Genomic DNA, 12,881 nt, shown 5'->3' with positions numbered 1-12,881 from the left:
CACAATGCAATTTACCGCCAGGGACATAGCCTTACTGCTTAACGGAACTGTTGAGGGTGATCCGCTGGCGAGTGTAGATAAGCTTTCCAAAATAGAGGAGGGCAGCCAGGGCTCTTTATCGTTTTTGTCTAATGCCAAATACGAGCCCCACCTGTATACTACAGCAGCATCTATAGTAATTGTAAATAACGATCTTAAGTTAACGCAAGCGGTAAACACTACCCTAATACGGGTAGAGAATGCATACAGCGCTTTTACCATACTGCTCGAAAAATATAATACCGTAAGGCTTCATAAAAGCGGGATAGAGCAGCCGTGCTTTATACATACCGGGGCAAAGCTTGGACAGGAGGTTTACGTAGGCGCTTTTGCTTATATAAGCGATGGCGTTACCGTAGGCAACAATAGCAAAATATACCCCAACTGCTACATTGCCGGCAATGTTACCCTCGGTAATAATGTCACCCTGTTTCCGGGTGTAACCGTATACCACGATTGTGTTATTGGCGACAACGTTATTATCCACTCTGGCGCCGTTATTGGCAGCGATGGCTTTGGCTTTGCGCCAAATGCTGACGGCAGCTACAGCAAAATACCACAAATCGGGAATGTCATTATTGGCAACGATGTAGAGGTGGGGTCAAACACCACTATAGATCGTGCAACCATGGGCTCTACTATAATACATGCCGGGGCCAAGATAGACAACCTAGTGCAGGTAGCCCATAATGTAGAAATTGGTGCGAACACGGTAATAGCAGGGCAGGCAGGTATATCTGGCAGTGCCAAAATAGGCGAAAGGGTAATGATGGGCGGTCAGGCAGGCGTTGCCGGGCACTTAACCATTGCTGATGGCAGCCAAATTAATGCACAAACGGGCATAAATAGTTCTATAAAAGAGGCCAATAAAAAATGGGGCGGATCGCCTTACCAGCCTTATCAGGATTACCTTAGGGCAAATGTTAATACAAGGCGACTGCCCGACCTGGAAAAAAGGGTAAGGGAGCTGGAAAAGCTAATAAATGAACTAACAAAAAAAGACGAACAATAGGTTAAGCCAACATCTGCTGGTAACAGGCGGATCAAGGTCGGCTAAAAAGTCAAAAGAACATTATATAACAAATGAACGTAAAGCAAAGAACCATTAAGGCGCCTGTTTCTGTAGCGGGCACGGGTTTACACACTGGTGAAGCAGTTACCATGACCTTTAACCCGGCTCCTGAAAAGCACGGGTATAAATTCCGCAGGGTAGACCTGCCCGGGCAGCCAATAATTGATGCCGATTGCGATAACGTTACCGACACTTCACGCGGAACAACGCTTACCCAGAACGGGGCAAGCGTAAGCACTGTTGAACACGTGCTGGCCGCGCTGGTAGGTTTAGAAATAGACAACGTACTCATTGACCTGGACGGACCTGAAACGCCGATAATGGACGGCAGTTCTATCCAGTTTATTGACGCCATTGAGCAAACCGGTTTTCAGGACCAGGATGCCGATCGTGAATACTATCATATCCCTTACAACATTCACTACTCAGAACCCGACCGTAAGGTAGAGATGGTGGCTATGCCGCTTGACGGCGATTACCGCTTTACCTGTATGGTAGATTATAACTCGCAGGTATTGGGCAGCCAGCACGCTACCATATCAACCATTGCCGAGTTTAAGAAAGAAATAGCATCCAGCCGTACATTTTGCTTTTTACATGAGCTGGAAGCGCTGCTGAAGCATGACCTTATTAAAGGCGGCGACCTGAACAATGCTATTGTTGTAGTAGACAAAAATGTAGATGAGGAAGAGCTTGCGCACCTGGCAAAGCTGTTTAACCGTAAAGACATCAGCGTGGCCCCGCAGGGCATACTAAACAATATTGAACTGCGCCACCAGAACGAACCCGCACGCCACAAGCTGCTGGACATGATTGGCGACCTTGCCCTGGTAGGTGTGCCGCTTAAAGGCCATATTATGGCAGCGCGCCCGGGCCATGCCGCTAACGTTGCATTTGCCAAGAAGATAAAAACACTGATAAAAAAAGAGCGCAGCCGCAAGCACGTAAAGGTGTATGATCCTAACATGACGCCGGTATATGATACCGTGCAGATTATGAACATACTGCCGCACCGCCCGCCAATGCTGCTGGTCGACAAAATTTTAGAACTTACCAAAACGCACGTGGTTGGCTTAAAAGCAGTAACCATGAACGAGCCTTTCTTTGTAGGCCACTTCCCGGGTGCCCCGGTAATGCCGGGCGTTTTACAGATAGAGGCTATGGCGCAAACCGGCGGTATACTGGTGCTTAACACCGTGCCTGATCCGGAAAACTGGCTTACTTTGTTCCTTAAAATAGAGAATGCACGCTTTAAGGATAAGGTTTTGCCGGGCGATACGTTAATATTCCGTTGCGACCTTGTGGCGCCTATCCGCAGGGGTATAGCGCAAATGAAAGGCATTGGCATGGTAGGCGAGAAGATTGTTGTAGAGGCTGAGCTGATGGCGCAAATAGTAAAATACAAGTAAAATATGATCCAGCCGTTAGCGTACATACACCCCCAGGCCCGCATTGCAGATAATGTGGTGATTGAGCCATTTGTTACCATACATAAAGATGTCGAGATTGGCGAAGGCACCTGGGTGGGTTCTAATTCGGTGATTATGGATGGTGCGCGTATCGGCAAAAATTGCCGCATATTTCCGGGAGCGGTTGTTTCGGCCCCGCCGCAGGATCTTAAATATAAAGGCGAGCCAAGCACGGTTACAATAGGCGACAATACGGTGATTCGCGAATGCGTTACCTTAAACCGCGGTACTGCATTAGACAAGAACACTACTACTATTGGCAGCAATTGCTTGCTAATGGCCTATGTGCACGTGGCGCATGACTGCGTTGTGGGCGATAACGTGATCATTGCTAACGGGGTACAGCTTGCCGGTCACATCAATGTATATGACTATGCCTTTATTGGTGGAACGTCGGCAGTGCACCAGTTTGTAGAGATTGGCGCGCACAGCATGATCTCCGGTGGTTCGTTGGTTCGTAAAGATGTCCCGCCTTACACAAAAGCGGGTCGCGAGCCTCTGTCTTACATCGGTATCAACTCCGTAGGCTTGCGCCGCAGGGGCTTTTCAGCCCAGACCATAAATGAGATCCAGGAGATATATCGTATCATCTTCCTCAAAAAATACAACGTAACCAAAGCGCTGGACATTATTGAAGCCGAGTTTAACCCGACAGTAGAACGCGACGAGATCATCAATTTTGTGCAGAACTCGCAGCGTGGTATTATGAAAGGATTTGGAGCGGTATAGTATCAGAATCAGAATTTACAGGATTTTAGAATGAGCAGAATGCTAATTAGATTCCAATTCGTTTTCAATTTTGTAATTCTTAAATTCTGTAAATCCTGATTCCAACAATGCAGATCACCCTCCAGAACATAGGCCGGCGTTTTAACCGTGAATGGATTTTCAGGGGAATAGACTATTCCTTTGGAGATAACAGCAGCTATGCTATATTGGGTTCTAACGGGTCGGGCAAATCTACCCTGCTGCAGGTGCTCAATGGCAGCCTGGCGCCCTCTACCGGCAAACTTACCTATAACCGCAATGGAGAGGAAATTGAACCGGAAAAGATATTCAATTACCTGAGCCTTGCCGCTCCATACCTGGAACTTATAGAAGAGTTTACCTTGAACGAGGTGATCGATTTCCATTTCAAATTTAAAGCCTTAAGATCGGGGCTAGACAAAGCCGCTGTATTGGATATTCTCGGGTTAGCAGGAAGCCGCAATAAGGCAATACGGTACTTTTCGTCCGGGATGAAACAGCGCCTTAAGCTTGTACTAGCTTTTTGTGCAGATACCCCAATGCTGATGCTGGACGAACCAACTTCAAACCTCGACACGCAAGGGATAGACTGGTATCTAAGTTTAATCCAACAATATAGTGTGGGCCGCTTAACTATTATCTGTTCTAACCAGGAGCACGAATATCGTTTTTGTAAGCACCAGTTGAGTATTGCTGATTACAAAGAATCACCCAAGAAGCAGGCCTAGTTAATCCGGCTAATTCTCCAGCAAATAATCAAACGTATACTTTGGTGTATAACCTAATAGTTTTCTGGCCTTGCCGGTGACGTAAACCCGGTCGATACTCCCCGGGAACGACCATCCTTTTCCAGCATAAATGTTTTCTGCTTTAGGGTAAAGCTTTAGGATAGCTTCTATAGGACTATTCTTAAGGGCCACCAGGTCGGTTTTTGAAAAGGGACTGCTGCTGGCAATATTAAAGATTTCGAAATTGTTAAACTGCTGCTGTAAGGCCAGGTACAGGGCTTCGGCGCCGTCACGCTCGTCTAATCCACGATAGAGCCGGTGATTAGCTTCCAGGTTGGCTGGTTCCGGTAAAAAGCGCCCCACCCGGTAAACGGAAGTTTGCAGCCCTTCTTTGTAGAAAAAGTCTTTACATAATTGTTCTGCCGCCTGCTTGGTAATATCATATATATCCCTCGGTTGTACCGGCAGCTCTTCATCCACCCAAACGGCCTGATCGGGGTTTTCCATAGCGCTCCCGTAAATAGAAGTAGTGCTTATATATAAAAACTGTTTAACTCCGCATTTTACACTCGCGTTCAGCAAGTTCAACGTGCCGTAAATGTTAGTGTCTATGAAAGCTTCTCTTGGATAATTAAGATCGTAATGCCTGCCGTGTATTGCTGCGGTATGTACGATAGCGTCAACACCAGCGCATGCCGCGACCACTTGGTCTTTATGGGTGATATCAAGCAAGAGATTGGTAGTTGGGCCGGGTATAATATCAGCGCCTATAGCCTCAATGTTTGTAGCCGCAAGCTTTTGCATTACAGCCCTTCCTAATTTACCTGCAGACCCGGTGACCAGTACTTTCATGAAAAGATTTTGTGCTAAAATACTATTCGGCTACAATCATTCCCAAATCTCGATACTAATACATAATTTTGCGCCTCAATTATAAATAGTTATATGGCAAAAGCATCAGATATAAAGAATGGCAACATTCTTCGCTTTAACGGAGAACTGGTACAGGTAGAGGAATTTATACACCGTACACCGGGTAACCTTCGTGCGTTTTACCAGGCCCGTATGCGTAACGTGCGTTCAGGTAAATTAGTTGAATATCGTTTCCGTACAGACGAAGAGGTAGATATAAGAAGGGTAGAAACCAACGACTACCAATACCTTTATGACGAAGGCGACGCGCTGGTGATAATGGATAACACCACCTATGATCAGCATAGCGTGCCTAAAGCTTTGTTTGGCAACGCGGTACGTTTTCTGAAAGAAGGGATGAATGTTATTGTTGCGTTCGAGAGCGAAGAGCCAATTATGGGTTCGGTACCGGGATCTGCCGAGCTGGAGATCACTTATACTGAGCCGGCCGTTAAAGGGGATACATCAAGCGGAGCCTTAAAGAAAGCTACCGTTGAGACCGGAGCCGAAATTAACGTACCGTTGTTCATCAATATTGGTGATAAAGTTAAGGTTGATACCGCAACCGGAGCTTACGTGGAAAGAGCTAAATAATTAGTAAATAAAAGACATGTATATCGGCCGTCCGCAAGGATGGCCGGTCTTGTTTTAGGGGTAATTGAATAGGGGCGTTTGTACCTGTAATTTCACCTATTACCTGCAAATATTTTTGATATTAGCGTTGTGAATCGGTGTGGTTTTTAAAGGTGCCTGCATGGTTTTTCAGGCAAAAACCTTGTTTTTAATGCGATCAGTTGCCTTTTCTGATTGGTTTGCCAGGTGTTCAGTTGGGTGTTCAATATGCACCGGCACAAAAAAAGCTGAACACTTTTGAACAGTTTGCCATTTTTCGGGGATCTTAAAACTCAAGCTCAACCATCACCGGGCAATGGTCCGAGTGTTTGGCTTCGGGCAGTATCACCGCGCGTTTAATGTTATCTTCAAGCTCTTTGCTCACCATGGCATAATCAATCCGCCAGCCCAGGTTCTTGGCCCTCGCGTTGGCCCTGAAGCTCCACCAGGTATAGTTATGCGGCTCCTTATTAACATGGCGGAAACTATCTACAAAGCCCGATTCCAGGAAGTTCTCCATCCACTCGCGCTCCTCAGGTAAAAACCCCGATGAGTTGGCGTTAGACTTTGGATTATGGATATCAATAGGTTTATGGCAGATGTTGTAATCGCCACAAATAACCAGGTTAGGATGATCTACCTTAAACAAAGTGAGGTACTTGCCAAACTCATCCAGGAAACGGTACTTAAATACCTGCCGCTCATCGCCGCTGGATCCAGAAGGGAAGTAAACGCTCATTACGGATACCTCATCAAAGTCCACCCGTATGCAACGCCCCTCGCGGTCAAAGTCGGGAATGCCGCAGCCATATTCTACATGGTTGGGTAGTATCTTGGTAAAAATTGCAGTGCCGCTATAGCCCTTCTTCTCTGCCGGGAACCAGTAGTGCTGGTATCCTAACGCGTCTACAAGGCCCAGGTCTGTAAGTACATCGGGTGTGGCTTTTATTTCCTGCAGGCAAACCACGTCGGCATCTGTAGCTTGCAGCCAGGCCAGCCAATTCTTGTTTATAGCCGAGCGGATGCCGTTAACGTTATAGGTTATTATCTTCATTTAACTTTAGGCCAAAGGATTTTATCCAGCTGTTTGCATTCTTTTTTGCTGAGCAGTTCTACTGTCATGGGCACATCTGTAGTTGGCCTGTCGCGCTCATCTTTCTTCACTGCGGCAATGCGGTCTACCATATCTATACCACTGATAACTTCGCCATACACGGTGTAATTTTGGTCAAGGTGCGGTGCGCCGCCAACGGTGGTGTAAATATCCCGCTGCGATGCAGGTATCTTACGGCCTTTAAGGCGGGTGTTCTCCAGGGTGTCTAATTTACCCGTAGTAAAGCGTCTACCCTCCACAATGTAGAACTGGCACCCGCTTGAAGCCTTCTTAGGGTTATCATCGCGCGCTGCAGCCAGCACGCCTCGTTTATGAAAAAGACTGTCGCGAAATTCTGCAGGTATGGTGTACTTAACGTCGCCATTGCCAAGCTCCGCGCCGGGCTTTGCCTTAGATGTATCGCGAGATTCGGGGTCGCCGCCCTGTATCATAAAGTTCTGTATAACCCTATGGAACAATGTGCCGTTATAAAAGCCCTGTTTAGTAAGCTTAATAAAGTTATCCCGATGCAGAGGTGTCTCGTTATATAAACGTATAATGCAGTCGCCATAGCCAGTGCGGATACGTACGTATTGGTTCTTTGGCGGCTTTGCTAAAGCGGCACCGACGGTAAGTAGTAAAAGCAGGGTAAGAAGTTTTTTCATATCAATATCCGTTTTCCTCGAAGTAGGTTATAATAAGTGATTTCAGCAGCATTTCCTGTTCCAGCAGGGTATAGTTTGGAACCTGCTTTACTAATTTCCAATGTGGCCAGCCATCCTGGTCCTGGCCTTCAAGTTCGTAGAACCCCATTTGGCTAAACAGTTTACAGTTGGCTATATGCATCAGTTCTTCCTTTTCCCGTTTTTTAAACTTACGGGGTCCCTGGCCAAGCTCCTGCACGCCTATCAAAAACAAAAGCACCTTTATATCAGGTTTTTCGTTGTCAAAGTCTGCGGCTATTTTATCCTGTAATTGCGCAAACTTTGCATTAATTTCTGCAGGTTTCATATTTGCAAATATACAGATGTGCCGCGATAGGGAACTTTATTATTGAAAGCGTATTAACAACATTGTTACGTTTAGTGAGTTAGCTTGAAAGTTTATTAATTAACTTTGCGCAAAGTTGATAAACAACATCATCTGTGAAAAGAAACGTTTACCATATAGTTTTTGCCTGGGCATTGCTGCTAAGCTTTGTTACCGGCCAGTATATGGTTTACGCGCATCAGCATAACCTGGTAAAAAACGTGCACGCCTCGTGTACCAAGATCAAGCATGCCTGGCATGAAAGTGTTCAGGAAAAATGCCAGGTATGCGATAGCATGCATCATATAGCTATGGATGTGAACCGCAGTATAAATTACCAGGTTACATTAACATTGCAGCAGCGCTTGTTTGTTTCTCCGTTATATAACTTCACCAGCATATCGCTCATCCTTGCCTCCGGGCGGGCGCCTCCTGTTTTTTCATAACATCTGTTTAAACTAAGTCTGCTCACTGCAGTCATTTTCACGAACTCTTATTAATTTGTTATGAAACTAAAACTTATTAGTTGCTTTATATTTTCGTTTTTACTCCTCCGTATAGTGGCTTTTGCCGACGTCAACATAGTTAAAGGTAAAGTTGTAGACGCTAAAACCAACGAGCCCCTTATCGGTGCCACTGTAAACGTACCGGAGCTACACGTGTCTGTGGCCACCAACACCAATGGCGAGTTTACCCTTCGCTCAGTGCCGGCAAATGGCCGTTACGTTGTACAAGTTCAATACATCAGCTATAAAACAATCACGCAAACCGTGGACTTTTCGTCCACAACGTCTCTGACTTTTGCACTCCAGCCAAGTATTATTGAAACCCATGAGGTGGTTATTACTGGCACGCCTGTAACTGCAGGCAGCAAATACAATAGTACGTCCGCAAGTGTAGTAAGCAAAGAACAACTGCAGGGCAGCTCCACCAACCTGATAGATGCATTAAGCAAGGTAGCACCGGGCGTCAGCCAGATCACTACAGGCCCTGGCATCTCCAAGCCGGTTATCAGGGGTTTAAGCTATAACCGTGTAGTTACGCTGAGTGATGGCGTTAAACAACAAGGGCAGCAGTTTGGCGACGAACATGGCATTGAGATAGATCAGAATCAGGCAGACCGGGTAGAGGTGCTGCGCGGTGCAGCATCCCTTCAGTATGGATCAGACGCTTTGGGAGGGGTAATTAATGTAATTGAGCCATCATCTCCGCCGGAAGGAAATATAAAAGGGGATGTTTTAAGCAGCTACTCTACCAACAGCGGCTTAATCAACACGTCCGTAATGCTTAGTGGTAACGAGAATGGCTTCGTGTGGCGTGGCAGGGGTAGCTACCAGAATGCCCATGATTTTAAAACTCCGTTTGGCTACTATCAAAATAGCGGCTTTAATCAAACAAACTTTAGTGGTATGCTGGGCGTGAACAAAGCCTGGGGCTACTCTCACCTTAACTTCTCTTATTATAAGAATAACATCGGTTTTTTTGATGCCGAACCAGGTGACGAACTTTACCGGGATAAGACAAGCCGCACACTGGAATATCCGAGACAGGATATTCGCCATTACAAACTTGCCTGGAACAACAACTTTATATTTGGGAGCAATTCGCTTAAACTAGACTTAGGTTATCAAAAAAACCAGCGAAGAGAATTAGAGGATAGCACAATACCTTCCCTGTTTTTTGATTTGAATACTTATTCGTTGGATGCTAAATACTCGTTGCACGAATTTAATGGCTGGAGACCAGTTTTTGGTTTAAGCAGCAGCATTGGGCATAGCGTTAACAAAGGCGAGGAATTACTGGTGCCCGCTTATGATGAATACAGCGCGGGTGCGTTTGGGTTTGTTAAAAAGACCTGGGAGAAGAACACCTTTAGTGCAGGAGTACGCTTTGACTATGTGGCAAACAAAGGCAAAGCACAGGTGGTAGACGGTAATGAGGTTTTCACCGGCTTTGATAACAAGTTTTCTAACCTGAGCGGCGCTGTAGGTTATACACACATCTTTAATGATGACCTGAGCTTTAAATCCAATTTAGGAACAGCGTTCCGCGCGCCAAACCCTGCGGAACTAGGTTCTAATGGCGTTCACGAAGGTACACAACGCTATGAAATAGGATATGGCAACTTGTCGCCTGAACGTAGCTATCAGGCGGATGCAACCCTGGAATATGGCTCAGGAATTATAACAGGAAGCTTTGGTATTTATGAAAACTACATTCATAATTACATCTACGCATCCAACACCAACAATGAGCAAATTACAATTACTGATGAAGGAAGTGGAGATTTGAGGACTTTAGACGTTTACCGTTATGGACAGGTTAACGCCAATCTTTACGGCTTTGAAGGTAATCTTACCCTTCACCCGGTATCATTTGTTCACTTCGAAAATACTTTCAGCTACACCAGGGCGCAAAACAGATCATTTGACAGGCCGCTGCCACTGATTCCTGCAGGTGTTTTACACAATACCCTACGATTTGAACCAAAGGTAAAAGGATTGAACGATTTCTATTTTTACGCCGGTATAGACAACTTTTTTAAGCAAACACGTGTAGACGCTACTTTTGAGACACCGGCAGATGGTTATACCTTGCTTAATGCAGGTATTGGCGCTACATTCAAGCTGGGATCGCAGCCACTGAAGCTTTATATATCAGGCAACAACTTAACCAACAAAAAGTATTATGACGCGCTTAGCCGTTTAAGGCCAGGCCGTTATAGCCAGGAAGATCCTACTTTTGGCGTCTATAACCCGGGTAGAAACATTACGTTTGGCTTTTACCTGCCATTCGGAACAAACAAGTAAAAATCAACAATTAAATATGCAAGCGCCCCGCCTTCTGAATGTTGGCGGGGCATTGCTTTATAACAGGTTTTGAGCTGCGAGTTCTTGCCTGAGTTGCTCCGGTGAAGTAAAATGGATGCAGTTGATACCCATCTTTTCGGCAGCTAAAATATTGCGGTAATTATCGTCTATGAACAAGCTTTCGGTTGGGTTAACGTTGTAGCGATCGAGCAAGACCTGGTAAAATTCCGGTGCGGGTTTGCGCATTTTTTCGGTACCGGATACTACTATACCATCAAACCAGTTCAGAAAATCAAATCTTTCCTGTGCCCTAGGGAACGTTTCTGCCGACCAGTTCGTCAGCGCGTAAATTTTATATTTACTGCTCTCTTTAAGTTCCTTAAATATTTGTACCGTGCCTTCAAAAGCGTCGCCAAGCATCTCGGTCCATCTGCCGTAAAATGCACGGATGTTTGCTTCATGCTCCGGAAACTGCTGCACTAAAAGCTCTGTGCCTTCTGCCAGTGAACGGCCGGCGTCCTGCTCCTCATTCCAGTCAGACGTGCAAACGTTTGCAAGAAAATCTTTCATCTCATACTCGTCTTGGAATATGGTGCGGTACATGTAATGTGGGTTCCAGTCGATCAGAACCGCACCAAGATCGAAAATTATGGTATTGATCATTTTTTCTTTTTGGGCTTCCAGTTGTAATCCTTCTCCACTACTTTCGCGCTTGTTACAATGGAGTCTTTGTTAAGATAGATAACGAGGTCTTTGGTATGCAGGGTATCTAGACCGTTCATTTTCCGGGTTATCTCGTAAGAGAAGCTCCGGTCTGTAAAGCTGTTGCGTTGAGGAGCTTTTAGCAGCCAAACCACTTGTTTGTACTTTAACCCAATAAGCTTTTTGCTGGCAAGCAAGCTATCTACCATTAGGTACCGCTTAGGAAAGCTAAGCCCGTCGCCATCATCCCAGCCTTTAGGGGTAAATGGCTCGTGCCTTTTACAACCGCTTAATATTAAAGCGGTAGCAAAAAGGTATATAATAAAACGCAGTATTCGTGAGCGAAACATGTTAGCTATTTTGCAGCAAATATCCTTTAAATCCGGCAAAGTCGGTGCCTAAATTTACAGCTTGCTTTTTCCTGGTTTCTAACGCTTCAACTTCGGCCGGTATTGTAAGTGCTTTCGCAACATTACCATCAAAAACATCCGGGAATTTACATGGGTGCGCTGTAGACAGGAATATGCCGGCAATATCTGCATCAATGTGTTCTTGCTGGTATTCTTTTAAGGCCTTCCAGGCAATAGCAGTGTGCGGACAAGCGACATAATTGTACTGTTTAAAAATGTCGTTGATGGCAGCGGTGGTATCTTCATCGGTATAAGTGTAACCTTTTATAAGTTCATTTAATGTTGATGGTGATCCTTTAAAAAGGTCCTGGATGCGCACCCAATTGCTTGGGTTGCCTACATCCATAGCGTTAGAAAGCGTTGCAACAGAAGGTTTCGGTTCGTAAACGCCAGTTCTTAGAAATGCAGGTACGGTGTCGTTGGCGTTGGTAGCTGCAACAAAGTGTTCTACAGGTAATCCCATTTTCCAGGCGAGTAAGCCCGCGCCAATGTTGCCAAAATTACCACTGGGAACAGCAAACACCACTCTACTCATGCCACGTTTTAGCAACTGTGCATATGCGCTGAAGTAATAGAATGTTTGAGGGATCAGCCTTGCAATGTTGATGGAGTTGGCCGATGTCAGTCGGAACCGTTCATTAAGTTCCGCATCAGTAAAGGCCTGTTTTACCAATGCCTGGCAATCATCAAATGTGCCATCTATCTCCAGCGCGCGAATGTTTTGTCCGTTGGTGGTAAGCTGTAGTTCTTGTATGTGGCTTACTTTGCCCTTAGGGTAAAGAATAGTTACGCGGGTATTGGGCACGCCTAGAAATCCTAAAGCAACGGCACCACCTGTATCGCCAGAGGTGGCTACCAGCACGTCTAATTGCTTCTCTCCGTCCTGTAGAAAGTAGCTCATGATACGGCTCATGAAGCGGGCGCCGAAGTCTTTAAATGCGAGTGAAGGCCCATGAAATAACTCCAGTACAAAAACATTGTCTTCCAGCTTTACGGCCGGCGCGTAAAAGTTAATAGCATCCTGAACAATGGTTTTAAGATCGTCACCAGGGATGTCTTCCCCCAACAGGTTTTGTGCAGCATGAAAAGCGATTTCAGGCAGGGTATACCTGTCAAGATTAGTAAAAAAACCATCCGGCAAACGTGGGATTTCTACCGGCATATAAAGCCCTTTGTCCTGAGGCATGCTGTTAAATACCGCCTCTTTAAAACCGACCCGTAGTTCCGGGTTATTAGTGCTATAAAATTTCATTTTAGT

General features: G+C 45.6%; 14 protein-coding genes. 7 read left to right on the top strand and 7 right to left on the bottom strand.

The window, feature by feature from the left end; translation table 11 throughout:
- The first annotated feature begins 4 nt into the window (after window positions 1-4).
- The 4 genes from lpxD to AC59GT_RS13395 all read left to right on the top strand — a co-directional run bounded on the left by lpxD (window position 5) and on the right by AC59GT_RS13395 (window position 4,055).
- Window positions 5-1,051, top strand: a complete 1,047-nt coding sequence (gene lpxD / locus AC59GT_RS13410) for a UDP-3-O-(3-hydroxymyristoyl)glucosamine N-acyltransferase (RefSeq protein ID WP_497238104.1) — start codon at window positions 5-7, stop codon at window positions 1,049-1,051.
- A 71-nt stretch (window positions 1,052-1,122) separates the two neighbouring features.
- Entirely contained in the window at window positions 1,123-2,520 is a 1,398-nt protein-coding gene (locus AC59GT_RS13405; protein WP_497238103.1) for a bifunctional UDP-3-O-[3-hydroxymyristoyl] N-acetylglucosamine deacetylase/3-hydroxyacyl-ACP dehydratase, read from the top strand.
- A 3-nt stretch (window positions 2,521-2,523) separates the two neighbouring features.
- A complete protein-coding gene (gene lpxA / locus AC59GT_RS13400; RefSeq protein WP_117383234.1) occupies window positions 2,524-3,309 on the top strand; it encodes an acyl-ACP--UDP-N-acetylglucosamine O-acyltransferase in 786 nt (261 codons plus the stop codon).
- Between the two features lie 107 nt (window positions 3,310-3,416).
- Entirely contained in the window at window positions 3,417-4,055 is a 639-nt protein-coding gene (locus AC59GT_RS13395) for an ABC transporter ATP-binding protein (protein WP_497238102.1), read from the top strand.
- Window positions 4,056-4,064: 9 nt separating this feature from the next.
- On the opposite strand, the gene AC59GT_RS13390 is transcribed toward AC59GT_RS13395, so the two are convergent.
- A complete protein-coding gene (locus AC59GT_RS13390) occupies window positions 4,065-4,907 on the bottom strand; it encodes an NAD-dependent epimerase/dehydratase family protein (RefSeq protein WP_497238101.1) in 843 nt (280 codons plus the stop codon).
- A gap of 93 nt (window positions 4,908-5,000) precedes the next feature.
- Here AC59GT_RS13390 and efp point away from each other — a divergent pair, with 93 nt between their 5' ends.
- Window positions 5,001-5,561, top strand: a complete 561-nt coding sequence (gene efp, locus AC59GT_RS13385; RefSeq protein WP_117383241.1) for an elongation factor P — start codon at window positions 5,001-5,003, stop codon at window positions 5,559-5,561.
- Window positions 5,562-5,865: 304 nt separating this feature from the next.
- Here efp and AC59GT_RS13380 read toward each other — a convergent pair whose 3' ends face one another.
- Genes AC59GT_RS13380 through AC59GT_RS13370 form a run of 3 tightly spaced genes read right to left on the bottom strand, consistent with a single transcriptional unit; the run spans window position 5,866 to window position 7,683 of the window.
- Entirely contained in the window at window positions 5,866-6,633 is a 768-nt protein-coding gene (locus AC59GT_RS13380) for an exodeoxyribonuclease III (RefSeq protein ID WP_497238100.1), read from the bottom strand.
- Window positions 6,630-7,337: a peptidylprolyl isomerase gene (locus AC59GT_RS13375; protein WP_497238099.1), complete on the bottom strand. Its 708-nt coding sequence runs from the start codon at window positions 7,335-7,337 to the stop codon at window positions 6,630-6,632. The genes AC59GT_RS13380 and AC59GT_RS13375 overlap by 4 nt, the downstream gene beginning before the upstream one ends.
- 1 nt (window position 7,338) lies before the next feature.
- Window positions 7,339-7,683: a hypothetical protein gene (locus AC59GT_RS13370; protein ID WP_117383246.1), complete on the bottom strand. Its 345-nt coding sequence runs from the start codon at window positions 7,681-7,683 to the stop codon at window positions 7,339-7,341.
- A gap of 134 nt (window positions 7,684-7,817) precedes the next feature.
- Between AC59GT_RS13370 and AC59GT_RS13365 the strand changes: the two genes are divergently transcribed.
- Both AC59GT_RS13365 and AC59GT_RS13360 read left to right on the top strand, forming a co-directional pair.
- Window positions 7,818-8,147 carry a hypothetical protein gene (locus AC59GT_RS13365; protein WP_497238098.1) on the top strand — a complete coding sequence of 110 codons (330 nt, stop codon included), beginning with the start codon at window positions 7,818-7,820 and terminating at the stop codon, window positions 8,145-8,147.
- A 60-nt stretch (window positions 8,148-8,207) separates the two neighbouring features.
- On the top strand, window positions 8,208-10,511 hold the full coding sequence (locus AC59GT_RS13360; RefSeq protein ID WP_497238097.1) for a TonB-dependent receptor: 2,304 nt from the start codon (window positions 8,208-8,210) through the stop codon (window positions 10,509-10,511).
- A 57-nt stretch (window positions 10,512-10,568) separates the two neighbouring features.
- Here the strand turns inward: AC59GT_RS13360 and AC59GT_RS13355 are convergent, their stop codons facing one another.
- The 3 genes from AC59GT_RS13355 to thrC are packed head-to-tail and all read right to left on the bottom strand — an operon-like array spanning window position 10,569 to window position 12,875.
- Window positions 10,569-11,174, bottom strand: coding sequence for an HAD family hydrolase (locus AC59GT_RS13355; RefSeq protein WP_497238096.1), 606 nt, complete (start codon window positions 11,172-11,174; stop codon window positions 10,569-10,571).
- A complete protein-coding gene (locus AC59GT_RS13350; RefSeq protein ID WP_497238095.1) occupies window positions 11,171-11,563 on the bottom strand; it encodes a hypothetical protein in 393 nt (130 codons plus the stop codon). Before AC59GT_RS13350 ends, AC59GT_RS13355 begins: the two co-directional genes overlap by 4 nt.
- Window position 11,564: 1 nt before the next feature.
- On the bottom strand, window positions 11,565-12,875 hold the full coding sequence (gene thrC, locus AC59GT_RS13345; RefSeq protein ID WP_497238094.1) for a threonine synthase: 1,311 nt from the start codon (window positions 12,873-12,875) through the stop codon (window positions 11,565-11,567).
- Window positions 12,876-12,881 lie beyond the last annotated feature (6 nt).

Source organism: Mucilaginibacter sp. 320_HR (genome assembly GCF_059691875.1).
The sequence above is the reverse complement of the archived record's forward strand: the minus strand, read 5'-3'. Positions and strand labels throughout refer to the sequence as shown.